At 70.3% G+C, this 16,223-nt stretch carries 14 protein-coding genes and 1 pseudogene; 8 read left to right on the forward strand and 7 right to left on the reverse strand.

Annotation, left to right across the window (positions count from 1 at the left end; translation table 11 throughout):
• Nucleotides 1-2: 2 nt before the first annotated feature.
• Both ACFQ9V_RS04425 and ACFQ9V_RS04430 read right to left on the reverse strand, forming a co-directional pair.
• Nucleotides 3-1,433 carry an MFS transporter gene (locus ACFQ9V_RS04425; RefSeq protein ID WP_382457957.1) on the reverse strand — a complete coding sequence of 477 codons (1,431 nt, stop codon included), beginning with the start codon at nucleotides 1,431-1,433 and terminating at the stop codon, nucleotides 3-5.
• A gap of 52 nt (nucleotides 1,434-1,485) precedes the next feature.
• Nucleotides 1,486-2,135 (reverse strand): annotated as a pseudogene (locus tag ACFQ9V_RS04430) (DUF2461 domain-containing protein).
• A 77-nt stretch (nucleotides 2,136-2,212) separates the two neighbouring features.
• On the opposite strand from ACFQ9V_RS04430, the gene ACFQ9V_RS04435 reads away from it, so the two are divergent.
• Nucleotides 2,213-2,989, forward strand: coding sequence for an SDR family oxidoreductase (locus tag ACFQ9V_RS04435; RefSeq protein ID WP_382457958.1), 777 nt, complete (start codon nucleotides 2,213-2,215; stop codon nucleotides 2,987-2,989).
• A 72-nt stretch (nucleotides 2,990-3,061) separates the two neighbouring features.
• On the opposite strand, the gene ACFQ9V_RS04440 is transcribed toward ACFQ9V_RS04435, so the two are convergent.
• Both ACFQ9V_RS04440 and ACFQ9V_RS04445 read right to left on the reverse strand, forming a co-directional pair.
• Nucleotides 3,062-3,634 (reverse strand): signal peptidase II, encoded by a 573-nt coding sequence (locus tag ACFQ9V_RS04440; protein WP_382457959.1) that lies wholly within the window; start codon nucleotides 3,632-3,634, stop codon nucleotides 3,062-3,064.
• 42 nt (nucleotides 3,635-3,676) lie between these two features.
• The gene (locus ACFQ9V_RS04445) at nucleotides 3,677-4,402 is read right to left on the reverse strand and encodes a GTP pyrophosphokinase family protein (RefSeq protein ID WP_382457960.1); all 726 of its coding nucleotides are present in this window, start codon (nucleotides 4,400-4,402) and stop codon (nucleotides 3,677-3,679) included.
• 84 nt (nucleotides 4,403-4,486) lie between these two features.
• Here ACFQ9V_RS04445 and ACFQ9V_RS04450 point away from each other — a divergent pair, with 84 nt between their 5' ends.
• From ACFQ9V_RS04450 to ACFQ9V_RS04470, 5 genes are all read left to right on the forward strand, one after another.
• Nucleotides 4,487-6,076 carry an MFS transporter gene (locus ACFQ9V_RS04450; RefSeq protein WP_382457961.1) on the forward strand — a complete coding sequence of 530 codons (1,590 nt, stop codon included), beginning with the start codon at nucleotides 4,487-4,489 and terminating at the stop codon, nucleotides 6,074-6,076.
• Nucleotides 6,077-6,247: 171 nt separating this feature from the next.
• A complete protein-coding gene (dnaK, locus tag ACFQ9V_RS04455; RefSeq protein WP_382457962.1) occupies nucleotides 6,248-8,116 on the forward strand; it encodes a molecular chaperone DnaK in 1,869 nt (622 codons plus the stop codon).
• A 2-nt stretch (nucleotides 8,117-8,118) separates the two neighbouring features.
• Nucleotides 8,119-8,769 (forward strand): nucleotide exchange factor GrpE, encoded by a 651-nt coding sequence (locus ACFQ9V_RS04460; RefSeq protein ID WP_382457963.1) that lies wholly within the window; start codon nucleotides 8,119-8,121, stop codon nucleotides 8,767-8,769.
• Between the two features lie 139 nt (nucleotides 8,770-8,908).
• A complete protein-coding gene (locus tag ACFQ9V_RS04465) occupies nucleotides 8,909-9,922 on the forward strand; it encodes a DnaJ C-terminal domain-containing protein (RefSeq protein WP_382457964.1) in 1,014 nt (337 codons plus the stop codon).
• A gap of 2 nt (nucleotides 9,923-9,924) precedes the next feature.
• The gene (locus tag ACFQ9V_RS04470) at nucleotides 9,925-10,338 is read left to right on the forward strand and encodes a heat shock protein transcriptional repressor HspR (protein ID WP_370055112.1); all 414 of its coding nucleotides are present in this window, start codon (nucleotides 9,925-9,927) and stop codon (nucleotides 10,336-10,338) included.
• Between the two features lie 77 nt (nucleotides 10,339-10,415).
• On the opposite strand, the gene ACFQ9V_RS04475 is transcribed toward ACFQ9V_RS04470, so the two are convergent.
• The 3 genes from ACFQ9V_RS04475 to ACFQ9V_RS04485 form a co-directional block, all read right to left on the reverse strand.
• Nucleotides 10,416-12,098 (reverse strand): alkaline phosphatase family protein, encoded by a 1,683-nt coding sequence (locus ACFQ9V_RS04475; RefSeq protein ID WP_382457965.1) that lies wholly within the window; start codon nucleotides 12,096-12,098, stop codon nucleotides 10,416-10,418.
• 256 nt (nucleotides 12,099-12,354) lie between these two features.
• Nucleotides 12,355-13,095: a cysteine hydrolase family protein gene (locus ACFQ9V_RS04480; RefSeq protein ID WP_382457966.1), complete on the reverse strand. Its 741-nt coding sequence runs from the start codon at nucleotides 13,093-13,095 to the stop codon at nucleotides 12,355-12,357.
• 15 nt (nucleotides 13,096-13,110) lie between these two features.
• Complete coding sequence (locus tag ACFQ9V_RS04485) at nucleotides 13,111-13,800, reverse strand: hypothetical protein (protein WP_382457967.1); 690 nt, start codon at nucleotides 13,798-13,800, stop codon at nucleotides 13,111-13,113.
• A 148-nt stretch (nucleotides 13,801-13,948) separates the two neighbouring features.
• On the opposite strand from ACFQ9V_RS04485, the gene tdh reads away from it, so the two are divergent.
• Together tdh and ACFQ9V_RS04495 are read left to right on the forward strand one after the other, a co-directional pair.
• A complete protein-coding gene (gene tdh / locus ACFQ9V_RS04490) occupies nucleotides 13,949-14,992 on the forward strand; it encodes an L-threonine 3-dehydrogenase (RefSeq protein ID WP_382457968.1) in 1,044 nt (347 codons plus the stop codon).
• Nucleotides 14,992-16,179, forward strand: coding sequence for a glycine C-acetyltransferase (locus tag ACFQ9V_RS04495; protein ID WP_382457969.1), 1,188 nt, complete (start codon nucleotides 14,992-14,994; stop codon nucleotides 16,177-16,179). The genes tdh and ACFQ9V_RS04495 overlap by 1 nt, the downstream gene beginning before the upstream one ends.
• Nucleotides 16,180-16,223 lie beyond the last annotated feature (44 nt).

Below are 16,223 nucleotides of genomic sequence, written 5' to 3' on the forward strand. Positions count from 1 at the left end.
CCCTACCGCGGCGACCGCACCGGAATCAGCAGCACCAGCCCCACCAGCAGCACCACCACGATCCCGAGAATCCCCCAGTACTGCGCCCCGCCGACTGCGACGAACAGTGCGAACAGCAGCGGCGCCACGAACGACACCGCCCGCCCGCACGTCGCGTACAGCCCGAACACCTCGCCTTCGCGCCCGGCCGGCGTCACCCGGGTCAGGAAGGTCCGGCTCGCCGACTGCGCCGGCCCGACGAACAGGCACAGGAGCAGCCCGAACACCCAGAACGCGATCGCCCCGCCGTCGTGCAGGAAGAACACCGCGAGCCCGGCGATCACCAGTCCGACCAGCGCCGTCACGATCACCGGCTTCGCGCCGAACCGGTCGTCGAACCGCCCGGACAGCACCGTGCTCAGCCCCGCGACCACGTTCGCCGCGATGGCGAACACGATCACGCCTGACTGGCTGAACCCGAACGTGCCCTTCGCGAGGATGCCGCCGAACGTGAACACGCCCACCAGCCCGTCCCGGAACAGCGCCGACGAGATGAGGAACATCACCGTGTTCCTGCTCTCCCGCCACAGCACCCCGAGGTCGCGGAACAGCAGCCCGTACGACGCGAAGAATCCGACCCGGGGCAGCCGCCGGTTGGCCGGAGCCTCCGGCACCTTCAGCAGCACCGGGATGGACAGGGCGAGCGCCCAGATCGCGGCGACCAGCGCGACGAGCCGGTAGTTGAGCCCTTGGTCGGTGGTGACGTGGAGGATGCCTCCCGTGCCGTCGCCGTTGGGCGACGCGAGCAGCACGAGCACGAGGACGAGCAGCAGGATGCCGCCGAAGTACCCGCTGGCCCAGCCGAGTCCGCTCACCCGGCCGACCGTCTTCGGCGTCGAGACCTGCACCAGCATCGCGTTGTAGTTGACGGTCGCGATCTCGTAGAACACGGTCCCGACCGCGACGAGGACGACCCCGAACAGGAAGAACGACGGCTCGCCGACGACGAAGAACATCAGCGCGGTGAGGACCACCACGACGCCGGTGTTGATCCCCAGCCACAGCTTGCGGCGGCCGGAGCCGTCCGTGCGCCGCCCGAGCACGGGCGCCAGGACGGCGACGACGATCCCGGCGATCCCGATACCCCACGCGAGCCCGCTGGAGAGGCCGGCGATCGCGCCGGTCACCGCGTGGTGCGCCGGCCCGGAGGCGTCCTTCTCCGCGTTCTGCGCCGAGATGAGCCCGGGGGAGATGAAGTAGTCGGAGGTCAGGTAGACGGTGAAGACGAACGTGGTGATGACCGCGTTGAAGGCCGCGCCGCCGGCATCCCACAGCGCCCACGACGCCACCCAGCTGCGAGGGATGCGGCGCTCGGCGGAGCTGTCGGCGAAGATCGGGCTCGCCGCGGTCGCGAGGGCGTCGCCGTCGCCGCCCGCCGGTCGTTCGGTCGTCATGGAGACAGCGTAGGGCGTGGCGGGGAACACGCGGTGAACCGCGCGTGCGGGGTCAGCGCGTGCCGTCGCCGCCGTCGTCGCCGGCGAGCACGTTCGCGCGCAGCCACCCCGTCACGGGCTCGCTGTCGTGCAGGAACCCGGCGATCCGCTCGGCGGCCTCGGGCGTCGCGAACCAGTCGGGGACGCCCCACTCCTCCCACGTGATCAGGCCCTTGTAGCGCAGCAGTTCCGCGCGGGGATGGTCGGCCGCGAACCCGCGCGGCGCGGTCTTGAGCCGGTCGGTGCCCTCGATGCCGATCCCGGCCGCCCGGACCGCCTCCACCGCCGCCGTCAGCTCGCCGCCGGTCTTCGGGGCGTCCACCGCGCGGCGGTACCGGTCGAGCTGCGCCTTGTCGAGCTGGTGCGCGCCGGCTCCAGCCGCGAGCCCTTCCGCCGACACCTGCACGTAGCCGCCGCGCTCGAACGTCATCGCCGCGTGCAGCTTGTACGGCGACTTGTCCGCCGAGAACGCACGTCGCGGTACGGCCGGAACAGCTTCCCTGCGCCGAACTCGGGCTCCAGCGCGTCCGCGAGCGCGTGCAGAGGCCCGGCGACGCGCGTCTCGTAGCGCTCGCGGTTCTCCAGCCAGAACGCCTTGTCGTTGTGCACGGTCAGCTCGCGGTAGAACGCGATCGCGTCCTCGTCGAACCCGGTGAATGTCATGGCCCGATCGTACGTCGGCGCGCGGCCCGCACGGATGGGAGGTTGTCCAGGAGGCGTTCGGTGCGGATGCTGTCCGTATGGACACGATGAAGATCGCGGTGGCCGGCGGGACCGGCATGGTGGGCGCTCGAACGGTAGAAGCACTCCGGAGGGCCGGGCACGAGCCGGTGGTGCTGAGCCGCTCGGAAGGCACGGACCTCCTCGCGGCGGCCCACGACACGGGCGAGGCGCACCGGCTGGCCCGCACCCTCGACGGCTGCGCGGCCGTCGTGGATGTGACATCGGTGACGACGATGGGAGGCGCGGCCTCCACGCGCTTCTTCGAGGCGGTGACGACGGCGCTCCTCACCGCGGAACGGGCAGCCGGCGTAAAGCACCACGTCGCGCTCTCGATCGTGGGCGCGGCGGCGGCGCCGTACGCGTACTACGCGGGCAAGGCCGCCCAGGAGCGGCTGGTGATGGCGAGCGGGGACGGCTGGAGCCTGCTGCGGGCGACGCAGTTCCACGAGTTCGCGTCCCAGCTCGCGGCGCGCTCCCGCGGCCGGGTGAAGCCGGTCCCGGCGGTGCGCTCGCAGCCGGTCGCGGCGGCGGAGGTCGGCGCGCGGCTCGCCGAGCTGGCGACCGGGGAGCCGGCCGGGCTCAGCCGCGACCTCGGCGGCCCGAAGGTGGAGGACATGCCCACACTGGTCCGCCGCTACCTCGCCGCGACCGGGAGCCCGGCCCGCGTGCTCGCGGTGCCGCTCCCCGGCCGCTGGGGCCGCGCCCTCCGCGACGGCACCCTCCTGCCCGGCCCCGACGCCCAGCTCGGCACCGTCACGTTCGACGACTACCTCACCGCCGTCGCGCGGCAGTAGCCAACGCGATTCGTGCCGAATGTCGCGTTTCGCGCGCGCTGAGCGGCGATTCGTGACGAATGTTGCGCTCCGTTAGTCCGCGATTCGTGCGGAATCGTCGCCGTGCGTGTGGCGCGGGCCGCCGCGGAGCGGGACGCCGACGACGGCGAGGATGAGCGCCAGCACCGCGCCGCAGAAGATCGCGATGTCCGCCACGTTCCCGATGAACCAGTTCGCGTAGGCGATGAAGTCGACAACGTGCCCCTGCCCGAACGACGGCGCCCGGAACAGCCGGTCGCCGAGATGGGTCACCGCGCCACCGAGCAGGAGGCCGAACGCGACCGCCCACGACCGCGCGCCGACCCGCCGCGAGAAGTAGAGGAGCGCGACGACCGCCAGCGCGGCGATGATCGTGAACACCCAGGTCTGGTCCACCAGGAACGAGAACGCCGCGCCCGAGTTGTAGATGAGCTGGATGCCGAGCAGGTTCCCGATCAGCGAGTGGTAGACGCCGACCTGGAGGCTGGCGGTCGCCCACAGCTTGGTGAGCTGGTCGGCCAGCACGACGACGACCGCGATGACAAGGATGATGACCAGCGCGCGCGAGCGGCGCCGCGGGAATTCGGCGTCCGCCGGCTGCTCGGACGGTTCGGTGCTCTCGCTCACCGGGTTATCCTCGCATGCTTGGCGCGCGCCAAACGACGATCGCTACACCGACACCGGCAACGCGTACTGCTCCGCCCCGCCGTCCCCGCGCACCTGCCGGTGGATGTCCTCCATCGTGATGTCGAGCTGCCCCGCCGTGCCCGCCGCCGCCGTGAGGTCGCGCAGCAGCGCCTCCGGCACCTCGCCGTCGTACTTGTAGTAGATCTTGTGCTCCAGGCTCGCCCAGAAGTCCATCGCGACCGTCCGGAGCTGCACCTCCACCGGCACCGCGACCGGGCCGCCGCTGAGGAACACCGGCACCTCGACGATGACGTGCAGGCTCTTGTAGCCGTTCGGCTTCGGGTGCGCGATGTAGTCCTTCACCCGCAGCACCCGCACGTCCTCCTGCGCCGTCAGCAGCTCGAACACGCGGTAGACGTCGGAGACGAACGAGCAGACGATCCGGATGCCCGCGATGTCGGTGATGGCCTCGCGGATCGCCTCGAACGACGGCTCGCAGTTCTTGCGGATGACCTTCTGCTCCAGGCTCTCGGCCGATTTCAGCCTGCTGGAGATGTGCTCGATGGGGTTGTAGTCCTGCAGCTCGGCGAACTCCTCGCGCAGGATGGACACCTTGGTGGAGATCTCGTCGATGCCGAACTTGTACGGCATGATGAACCGCGCGAAGTCCTCGCGGAACGCCTGCACCTCGCTCAGCGTGGCCGGATCGATGCTCTGCAGGGCCTCGATCGCCCGGGTGGAGAGCAGCGGGGCCGGGTCCGAATCCATGTCCCCGACGCTATCGACGCGGGTTGTGGAACGGGTGTGAATCGGCTGTCGCCAAACGTCCGTCCGCTGTGCTTTCCTGTGCGCATGAGCGGCGGGGGCAGCGGGGCCGGCGGGGACGCGCCTTTCAACGTCCGCCTCGCGATCCTCCTCGCGATGGCGATGTTCGTACTCGTCGTGGACACCTCGCTGATGAACGTGTCGATCTCCGCCGTCGTCCACGACCTCCACACCACGGTCAGCGGAGTCCAGGGTGCGATCGCGCTGGAGGCCCTGGTCTCGGCCGCGTTCATCCTGATCGGCGGCAAGACCGGCGACCTCATCGGGCGCAAGCTCGCCTACATCCTCGGCCTGCTCGGTTACGCGGTCGGCGCGGTCGCGATGACGCTCGCTCAGAACCTCCTCGCGATCATCATCTTCTGGGCCGTCGTGGGCGGGATCGGCGCCTCGCTGCTGCTGCCGGCGATGCAGTCGCTCATCCACGGCAACTTCGAGGGCGCGCAACAGAAGCGGGTCTACGCGCTGGTCGGCGCGTCCGCTGCGATCGCCGCCGCGGTCGGGCCGCTGCTCGGCGGGTTCATCACGACCTTCCTGTCGTGGCGAGTCGGGTTCCTGCTGGAGGCCGTCATCATCGCGGTGGTCCTCGCCGGGATCGGGCTGGTCCACGACGTCCCGTACACCGGCTCGCGCTCGATCGACCTGTTCGGCGCGCTGCTGTCGGTCGTCGGGATGGGCGGCATCGTCACCGGCATCCTGGTCTGGCAGGAGGGCGGCCAGTACGTGCTCCTGCTGATCGTCGTCGGCGTCGCGGCGCTCGTCGGCCTGGTGTTCTGGCTGCGCTCGCGCGCCCGCCGCGCCAAGCCGACCCTGCTCGACCCGGCCCTGTTCTCGTCGAAGCTGTTCCGCACGGGCGTCAGCGGCCAGCTCCTCCAGCAGGTGGCGCTCGGCGGCACCATGATCGCGCTGCCCATCTACCTGCAGATGGTGCTGGAGTACAACGCGCTGCAGGCCGGCCTCTCGATCGCCCCGCTGTCGCTGAGCATGTTCGTCGTCGCGCTGCTCGCCGGCCGGAGGGCGAAGGGACGCCCAGCGAACCTGATCCTGTGGGGCTTCCTGCTCACCGTGATCGGCGTCGCGATCCTGCTGCCGATCGTCCCGATCGCCACGAACGGCTGGTTCCTGACCATTCCGCTCATCGTGTCGGGCGGCGGCCTCGGTCTCCTGGTCTCGCAGCTCAACAACTACACGCTGTCGCCGATCAGCGACGAGCGGGTCAGCGAGGCCGCGGGCGTCAACTCCGCCGCGGGCTCGTTCGGGCTGTCGTTCGGCCTGGCCTTCGCGGGCGCGATCATGCTGGCGACGCTGGCCTTCACCTTCACCGCGATGACCAACGCGAGCACCGTGCTCCCCTCCGCCGACAAACAGCAGGTGGCGACCGCCCTGGAGGAGGACGCCCAGGTGATGTCGAACACCCAGCTCGAGAAGCAGCTCGCCACCGAGACGCCGGAGGTGCGCGCGGAGGTCGTCCGCATCAACACCGAGTCGCGGCCGATCGCGCTGCAGGTCGCGCTGCTGGTCCCGCTCGCCGCGGGCCTGCTGGGCGCGGGGAATGCGCTGCGGATGCGGCGCCTCCCGGATCCGGCGCCGTCGGACAGCGACGCCCCGGTTCTCGGCTGAGCGGAATAGACCGCTCGATCTCAAAGTTGAGTCAAAGGTACTCAAGTTTTGATCCGCACGGCTTGACAGCCTCCCACCCGGGATGTCAGGCTTGAGCCGTCGAGGCTCAACTCTTGACCCCCATTACTTCACCGGCTATCCAACGCCAGCAACAAAGGAGAGAAAGCACATATGTCACGTGCAGTAGGAATCGACCTCGGAACCACGAACTCCGTCGTCTCGGTGCTCGAGGGCGGCGAGCCCACGGTCATCGCCAACGCGGAGGGCTTCCGCACCACCCCCTCCGTCGTCGCCTTCACCAAGGACGGCGAGGTGCTCGTCGGCGAGACCGCCAAGCGCCAGGCGGTCACCAACGTCGACCGCACCATCTCGTCCGTCAAGCGCCACATGGGCACCACCTGGACCCAGGAGATCGACGGCAAGAAGTACACCGCCCAGGAGATCTCGGCCCGCATCCTGCAGAAGCTCAAGCGCGACGCCGAGCAGTACCTCGGCGACACGGTCACCGACGCGGTCGTCACCGTCCCGGCCTACTTCAACGACGCCGAGCGCCAGGCCACCAAGGAGGCCGGAGAGATCGCGGGCCTCAACGTGCTGCGCATCATCAACGAGCCCACCGCCGCGGCCCTCGCGTACGGCCTCGACAAGGGCAAGGAGGACGAGCTCATCCTCGTCTTCGACCTCGGTGGCGGAACCTTCGACGTCTCCCTCCTCGAGGTGGGCAAGGACGACGACTTCTCCACCATCCAGGTCCGCTCGACCGCCGGCGACAACCGCCTCGGCGGCGACGACTGGGACCAGCGCGTCGTCGACTGGCTGATCAAGCGCTTCAAGGACTCCACCGGCGTCGACGTCTCCAAGGACAAGATCGCACTGCAGCGCCTCAAGGAGGCCGCCGAGCAGGCCAAGAAGGAGCTCAGCTCCTCGATGAGCACCAGCATCCAGCTCCCCTACCTGTCGCTGACCGAGAACGGCCCGGCCAACCTCGACGAGACGCTCACCCGCGCCCAGTTCGAGCAGATGACCAGCGACCTCCTCGACCGCACCAAGAAGCCCTTCCAGGACGTCATCCGCGAGGCCGGCATCAAGGTGTCCGACATCGCGCACGTCGTCCTCGTCGGCGGCTCCACCCGCATGCCCGCCGTGAGCGAGCTCGTGAAGCAGGAGACCGGCGGCAAGGAGCCCAACAAGGGCGTGAACCCGGACGAGGTCGTCGCCGTCGGCGCCGCCCTGCAGGCCGGTGTCCTCAAGGGCGAGCGCAAGGACGTCCTCCTCATCGACGTAACCCCGCTGTCCCTCGGCATCGAGACCAAGGGCGGCATCATGACCAAGCTCATCGAGCGCAACACGGCCATCCCGACCAAGCGCAGCGAGACCTTCACCACGGCCGACGACAACCAGCCGTCCGTCGCGATCCAGGTCTTCCAGGGCGAGCGCGAGTTCACCCGCGACAACAAGCCGCTCGGCACCTTCGAGCTGACCGGCATCGCCCCGGCCCCCCGCGGCATCCCGCAGATCGAGGTCACCTTCGACATCGACGCCAACGGCATCGTGCACGTGTCCGCCAAGGACAAGGGCACCGGCAAGGAGCAGTCGATGACGATCACCGGCGGCTCAAGCCTGCCGAAGGACGACATCGAGCGCATGGTGCGCGAGGCCGAGGAGCACGCGGCGGAGGACAAGAAGCGCCGCGAGTCCGCCGAGACCCGCAACCAGGCCGAGCAGCTCGTCTACTCGAACGAGAAGCTGATCAAGGACAACGAGGACAAGCTCCCCGAGGACGTCAAGAACGAGGTCCAGGGCGACATCGACGCGCTGAAGACCGCGCTCGCCGGCGACGACGACGAGGCCGTGAAGACCGCGTACGAGAAGCTCAGCGAGAGCCAGCAGAAGATCGGCCAGGCGATCTACTCGGCCGCGCAGGCGTCCGAGGCCCCGGCCGGCGACGCCGGCGAGGCGGGCGCAGAGGGCGAGGGCTCCTCCTCCGACGATGAGGACGTCATCGACGCCGAGGTCGTCGAGGACGAGGAGAAGAAGTAACCATGGTCGACAAGAACCGAGACGGGGCCGGTTCGGAGGAGCCGGAGCGCGAGGAGCCGATCATCCGCGACAAGCGGAGGATCGACCCCGAGACCGGCAAGGTTCGCGAGCCGCAGGGCGAAGAGCACGACCTCTCGCACGAGGAGCTGGTCGACGTCGGTCCGGCCGACGAGGAGGAGGCGAGCGTCCTGTCGGACGACGACCTCGACATTCTCTCCGGCCAGACCACGTCCGACCAGCTCGCGGCGGAGCGGCTCGCCGACCTCCAGCGGGTGACCGCGGAGTACGCGAACTACCGCAAGCGCACCGAGGCCAACCGGGAGATCGAGCGCGAGCGCGCGATCGGGGACGCCGTCAAGGGCCTCATCCCGGTGCTCGACGACGTGGAGCGCGCCGACAAGCACGGCGACCTCACGGAGGGCAGCGCGTTCGCGACCATCGCGGCCAAGCTGCGCACCGCGGTCGAGCGGCTCGGTCTCACCCCGTACGGCGAGAAGGGCGAGCCCTTCGACCCGCAGGTCCACGAGGCGATCTTCCAGCAGCCCACCCCCGGCGTGACGGCCGACACCGTCGCGGAGGTGGTGGAGACCGGCTACCGGCTGGGCTCCACCGTGGTGCGGGTCGCCAAGGTGGTCGTCGCCACCCCGGCCTGACCGGCCGGACGATGAGCGCCAGGAGCGGCGGGATGCGTGTCCCGCCGCTCCTCGCGCCACGACACATGCAGACTTCGAAACAGACAGCGGGCCCCACGAGGGCACCGACCACGACAGCTCAGGCAGGAGAGGAGGCGCCGTGGCAAGCCAGGACTGGTTCGACAAGGACTTCTACAAGGTCCTAGGCGTCTCCAAGGACGTCAGCGAGGCGGACCTCAAGAAGACGTACCGCAAGCTCGCGCGCAAGTACCACCCGGACTCCAACCCGGGCGACCCGGCCGCCGAGGCCAAGTTCAAGGAGATCAGCGAGGCCCACTCGGTGCTCGCCGACCCCGAGCAGCGCAAGGAGTACGACCAGATCCGCGCGATGGGCACCGGGGCGCGGTTCACCGCCCCGGGTTCCAGCAGCCAGGGCGGCTTCGACGACGTCTTCGGCGGGATGTTCGGCGGCGGCCAGGGCGGCCAGCGCCAGTACTTTCCAGGAGGTGGGGCCTTCCAGCAGGGCGGCGGCCAGGGCGGCTTCGACGACGTCTTCGGCGGACTGTTCGGCAACGGCCGGTTCGGCACGACGAGCGGCGGCTACCGCGGTTACGGCGGCCCGACGCGAGGCAACGACGTGACCGCGCACACCACCATCGACTTCGTCACCGCCACCAAGGGCGAGACCATCAGCCTCCAGGCCGCGGACGGCAAGCCGTTCAAGGTCAAGATCCCCGCGGGCGTGGCCGACGGCCAGAAGATCAAGCTGCGCGGCAAGGGCCAGCCCAGCCCGGACGGCGGGGAGGCCGGCGACATCGTCCTCACCGTGGCCGTTCGCAAGCACCCCGTCTTCGAGCGCGACGGCCTGAACCTCCGCGTCACCGTGCCGGTCACCTTCGCGGAGGCCGCGCTCGGCGCGACCATCGAGGTGCCGACGCTCGGCGGCGAGCCGGTCAAGCTCCGTGTGGCCCCCGGCACCCCGAGCGGCCGCGTGCTGCGGGTGAAGGGCCGCGGCGTGCAGACCGCGAAGGGCACGGGCGACCTCCTCGCGGTCGTGCAGGTCGCAGTGCCGTCGCACCTGTCCAGTGACGCCAAGGAGGCTCTCGAGGCCTTCGCCGAGAAGCTTCCCGACGAGAACCCGCGAGAGGACATCCTGGCCAAGGCTCGGGGCTAGCCATGGATGAGAACACGCAGGTCTTCGTGATCTCGATCGCCGCCGAGCTGGCGGGGATGCACCCGCAGACGCTCCGGCAGTACGACCGGCTCGGGCTCGTGAGCCCCGGCCGCACGGCCGGCAAGTCGCGGCGCTACTCGATGCGCGACGTCGAGAAGCTCCGCGAGATCGCGCGCCTGGGCTCCGAGGGCGTCAGCCTGGAGGGCATCCGACGCATCCTGGAGCTGGAGGATCACGTGAACGCGCTGAGCGACCGCGTGCGCGACCTGGAGTCGGCGCTCGCCGACGAGCTGCTCAACCGGCCGGGCCGGCGCGTCTTCGCCGCCGGTTCGGAGGGCGAAGTCGTCTCCATGCGCGCAGGCACCCGCGTCCGCCGCAGCAACCAGATCGTCGTCTGGCGCCCCCTGGAGCGCTAGCGCCCAACGCCGAGGGGCACGTCGTTGTCACTTTTCCGGTCGGAAAGTGACAACAACGTGCCCCTCAGTCGTGTTCGCTAGTGCTTCGAAGCCGGGAGGACCTTCGTCCCCTCGATCTTCACCGCCTGGAGGGCGCGCGGGTCGAGCCCGAGCTGGCTCAGGATGGTCGGCGCGATCTGCGTCGTCTCGACCGGGGCGCCGATCCGCTGCGCGTGCTTCGCGCCGGGGGACGAGACCAGGATCGGGACGTTGCGGTCGTCGGCGCTCGCGCCGCCGTGCTCCGCGATCTTCGCAGTGCCACCCGTGTAGACGACGCCGGTCTGTGCGATCCCGAGCACATCCGGGATGCGTGCGTCGGAGGCCGCGGTGCCGAAGTACTTCGCCACTCCCGCGCCCGCGTAGATAGTCGTGAGCCCCGACGCCTGCACCGTGACCGGCGCCTTCGTGATGGTGTTGCCCGCCGCGGCGTGCGTCGCCAGGTACTGCTTGGCGAAGTCCGCTGCCGCCTGGGTGTGGTCGTTCAGCCAGAGCTGCATGATGTCGTCGTCCGTCGAGAACGCGACGAGGTCGCCTGCGGCCGGGTGGGCGGCCTTCCACGCGGCGTTCAGGCCGGCGATGATCGGGCCGTCGTCCACGCGCTTGAGGGCGGCCGGGTTCGTCGGGGACTGGCCGTGCTTGGCCGACAGGATGACCGTCGTGTCACCGGCGTGACCGGTCTTCTTCAGCTCGGAGGTGAACGCGCCCAGCGACGCGTCGACGTAGGCGAGCGCCTTCGTCAGCAGCGGGCCGGGGGTCGAGCCGTCGGCCAGGTAGCCGCCGGTGAGCCCGTCCGAGGTCGGCAGCTTCTGCGCGGTCGAGACCGTCTGGAAGTTCATGCCGAAGATCCCGGGCACCGGCTCGGCCTTCGTGCCCGAGTGGTCCTTGCCGTCGATCTCGTTGAGCACGGCCTGCACCTTGTAGCCGTCGTACTGCTGCGTGGCCAGGTTGTCCTGCGTCCAGTCACCGGTGAACGGCGCGGCCGCGTTGCTGTTGATCTCCGGCGTGAACAGGTCGTCGACGCCCGTGCCCGACGGGCCGTTGAGGATCTCATAGGCGGGGTGCTTGTCGCTCCACGCCGTGTGGAGGCCGGCCTGCTTGGCGACCTCGAAGATCGTGTTCACCTTGATGTACTGGTGCGGGTAGACCGGCTTGCAGGTGGCCGGGTCGACCGGGAGCTGCGCGGGGTCGAGCAGGCTGACAGGGGTGCCCGTCATCGACAGGATGCTGCCGGGGAGGCCGGCGAGACCCTGACCGGCGTCGATGCTCGCCTGGTTCTTGTCGGCGGCCTCCGTGAAGGCCACCTCCGCACCCGGCTTCACGCCGACGCAGTTCGTGGTGCCGGCCGGCAGGAGCGCATGGTTGTAGGTGTCGTCGTAGTAGACGCCCGTGGTGCCCGGGTTGCCGCCGGTGGCCTGGGCGACCATCCCGGGGAACGAGTCGGAGGGGACCGGGGTGGAGGCGTTCGTGTAGTCGGTGCCGTGGGCGGCAAGGGCGGCCATCGCGGACGCGGGGTGCGTGCGGACGTACCAGTCGAGGTCCTTCTGGTGGAGGCCGTCGACCGAGAGGAGGAGCACGTGCTTCACGTCGGCGCGGGCGCCGTGGCCCTGGCCTTCGTCGGCGAGGGAGGGCGCGGCGGTGACGCCGACGAGCAGCGCTCCACCGGCGATGGCGGCGCTCGCTGCGAGGACCCGGGGGCGTGCGGTCCGTCTGATGGGGGCCATCAGCATCCTTTCGAGAGGCCGCCCCCGAACGGGGGCGTTCAACCTCGTCGATCGTGGCCCGCGCGCGCAGCAGGTGCCATGCGCCGACGCAACTGCTCGCCCACGCTTCACGCGGCGTTCACCGGGCGGGGGACGGCGTGGAGGCTGCTCTCAGCCAGGCGGCCGCGGGCCTGCGGATCTGTACACGACCGAAGGGCACGCAAACGCCCCTAAAACGCGCTTTTAGGGGCGTTTACGTGCCCCTCGGCGGTGGTCGTTATAGCAACGAGGACGCGCCCTGGCCGACGTAGAGGGTGTTGCGGAACTCGCGCGCCTCCTCGGCCGCGATGTCGCTGTCGATGCCCGCGCGGACCTCCCGCATCAGCTTGTGCAGCTCCTCGTGCTTGCCCGGGACGCGGGCGTGGCCCGTGCTGTCCCAGAGGTTCGAGGCCGGGAGGGCGTCGCCGGCCTCCACCGCCAGCGTCCACTCCTCGGTGGTCGCGACGGCGGCGAACTCCGAGTCCATCGTCACCAGCACGCTGATGTGGAGGGCGTCCGCCGAGATCGAGCCGGCCTCGTTCACGAGGTCGAGCGTTCCGGTGGCGTCGGAGAGGAACTCCACCGTGAAGCCGAGCGCGGCTGCGTCGCGGGCCGTACCGGCACAGCAGTGCTGGGTCATGTAGCCGGCGATCGCCACCGTGTCGACGCCCTCCGAGCGCAGCCACTGCTCGAGCTGGGTGCCCGCGAACGAGGAGACGCCCTGCTTGGTGACCAGGAGGTCGGGCGTGCGGTCGGCGACCGACGAGTGCAGGGCGGCGCCCTCCGAGCCGCGCGCGAACACCGGTGACCCCTCGTCCTCGATGTGCTGCACGAGCACGAGCTTCACGTCGTGGTCGGCGGCCGCGTCCATCGCGACCTCGATGTTCGGGATGGAGGTCATCAGGTCCGGGTGGCAGATCTTCAGGTTGCCGGTGACGTACTCGTTCTGCACGTCGATCACGATGAGTGCGCGCTTCATGACCGCACTCTAACGCTACGCGGGCGGCAGCGGATGCCCCACCGACCCGGCCCACGCCTCCCACCGCTCCGGCAGCCACGCCCGGCCGTCGAGCTGCGGGTGGCCGGGATGCCGGGCCTGCGCCCACACGCCGAACAGCAGCTCCGCCCAGTGGGAGTAGACGCGCCAGGTGACGGGGCCGCGGTCCGAGCGGCCCTGCAGCACCACTGTGTTGAACGCGACCACCTGCATGAGGTCCACGGACGCCCACTCCCACCAGAACGTGCCGCTGCTCGTGACGATGAAGAAGCCGAGGTTCGTGACCGTCAGCAGGCCCGCGTGGTCGGGCCGCCAGACCACCTGCGCGTCGGCCGCGGCCTGTGCGCGGGCGGCGTTGTTCCGCGAGGCATTGGCGGCGAGCGTGCCGGCCGTCACCGCCAGGCCGACCACGCCGAAGCCGAATGCGAACGAGCCGGTGCGCTGGTAGCTGCCGTCGCCGAGCGCGCGCAGGGAGTCGAGCGTGTACGTGCCCTGCGCGAGCGCGACCTCCCCGGGGTGCAGCGGGAACAGCGTACGGATGCCCTGGTCGGGAAGGACACCGCCCTCCACCGAGTCGAGGATGCGCGCGGTGTGCCAGAGCGCGCTGTCGGCGTCGGTCCACGGCCGGCCGCCGGGAACGGGTACGGCGGCGCCGCCTGTGCTGCCGCCGACCAGTTCGCCCGTCATGGCGGAGAGCTTACCGACGCGCACGCGTGTCCGTCATCTGCGCCGCACCAGCCCGCGCCGCGGGTAGGCTGGTGCGCGGCCTCCACGCTCACAAGGCACGGCGGCCACAGCGAAGACGCACCCGCACAACCCCACGAGGATGGCGAACATGAAGGCCCTGTTCAAGAGCGAAGCCGCGCCAGGTCTGGCCCTGGTCGAGGTTCCAGAGCCCGTGATCGGGCCGGAGGACGTCAAGATCCGGGTGCTGCGCACCGGCATCTGCGGCACCGACCTGCACATCCTGCGGTGGGACGACTGGGCGGCCTCCGCCGTCGCCGCACCGCTGGTCCCCGGCCACGAGTTCTACGGCGAGGTCGTGGAGGTCGGCTCCCTCGTCCACGACGTGGAGGTCGGCGACAAGGTCTCCGGCGAGGGCCACATCGTCTGCGGCACCTGCCGCAACTGCCGCGCCGGCCGCCGCCAGATGTGCATCCGCACCCAGGGCGTTGGCGTGCAGCGCGACGGCGCGTTCGCCGAGTACCTCGTGCTCCCCGCCACGAACGTCTGGGTGCACCACAACGGCATCGAGCCGGAGGTCGGCGCCCTGTTCGACCCGCTCGGCAACGCCGTCCACACCGCGCTCGCGTTCCCGGTGGTCGGGGAGGACGTGCTCGTCACCGGCTGCGGGCCGATCGGGCTGATGGCCATCGCCGTCGCCCGCCACGTCGGCGCCCGCTTCATCGTCGGCACCGACGTCAGCGCGCAGCGGCTGGAGCTCGCGAAGGGCATGGGCGCGGACTTCACCGTCGACGTCTCGAAGCACGACATCCGGGAGGCCCAGCGGGCGCTCGGGATGCGCGAGGGCTTCGACGTCGGCTTCGAGATGAGCGGCGCCCCCACCGCGCTGCCCTCGATGATCGAGAACATGAACCACGGCGGCCGCATCGCGATGCTCGGCCTCCCGAGCCAGCAGATCGCGATCGACTGGGGCATCGTCGTCACGCACATGCTCACGCTGAAGGGCATCTACGGCCGCGAGATGTTCGAGACCTGGAACGCGATGGGTGCGATGCTGCAGACCTCCAAGCCGCTGCACGACTCCATCGCCTCGATCGTGTCCGACCGCTTCGCGGCCCGCGACTGGGAGAAGGGGTTCGCCGCGGCTGCGGCGGCCGGCGGCGGCAAGGTCATCCTCGACTGGACGGAGCTCTGATGTACGGGACGTTTCGCGACCACCTCGCGGCGCAGCTGACGGAGATCGAGGAGGCCGGGCTCACCAAGCGCGAGCGCAGCATCCACGGCCCGCAGGCGGCGCTGATCACCGCCGACGGCGCGGAGGTGCTGAACTTCTGCGCCAACAACTACCTCGGTCTCGCCGACCATCCCGCCCTCCGCGACGCGGCGAAGTCCGCGCTCGACGACTGGGGCTACGGGATGGCGAGCGTGCGGTTCATCTGCGGCACCCAGGAGCAGCACCTGGAGTTGGAGCGGCGGGTGTCCGCGTTCCTCGGCACCGAGGCGACGATCCTGTTCTCGTCGTGCTTCGACGCCAACGGCGGTGTGTTCGAGACGCTGTTCTCCGCGGAGGATGCGATCGTCTCCGACGAGCTCAACCACGCCTCCATCATCGACGGCATCCGCCTGTCGAAGGCCCAGCGGTTCCGCTACAAGAACCGCGACATGGACGACCTCCGCGCCCAGCTCACCGCTGCGCTCGACGCGGGCGCGCGCCACACCGTCGTCGTCACCGACGGGGTGTTCTCGATGGACGGCTACATCGCCCCGCTCGCCGAGATCTGCGACCTGGCCGACGAGTTCGGCGCCCTGGTCTTCGTGGACGACTCGCACGCCGTCGGCTTCATCGGCGAGCACGGTCGCGGCACCCCGGAGTTCTGCGGCGTGGCCGACCGGGTCGACATCTACACCGGCACGTTCGGCAAGGCGCTCGGCGGCGCGTCGGGAGGGTACGTCTCCTCCCGCCAGGAGGTCGTCGACCTCCTGCGCCAGCGCGCCCGGCCCTACCTGTTCTCGAACACGCTCGCGCCGTCGATCGTGGCCGGCACGCTGGCCGCGCTCGACCTGCTGGAGCAGTCGGACGAGCTGCGCGCGCGCCTCGTCGCGAACGCCGCGCTGTTCCGCGAGCTGATGACGGAGGCCGGCTTCGACCTCCTGCCGGGCGAGCACCCGATCGTGCCCGTGATGTTCGGCGACGCCGCGCTCACCGCCCGCATCGCGGACGAGATGCAGAAGCACGGCGTGTACGTGACGGCGTTCTCGTTCCCGGTGGTGCCGCGCGGCAAGGCGCGGATCCGCGTGCAGCTCTCGGCCGCTCACACCGACGACGAGATCCGGCGCTGCGTCGCGGCGTTCAGCGCCGCGCGCGACACCGTCGCCGCGTAGCCGCCGCGATTCGGCACGAATGTCGCGAATAGCGACGCGATACG

This window comes from Leifsonia sp. NPDC056665 (assembly GCF_042791795.1).
GTDB lineage: Bacteria > Actinomycetota > Actinomycetes > Actinomycetales > Microbacteriaceae > Leifsonia.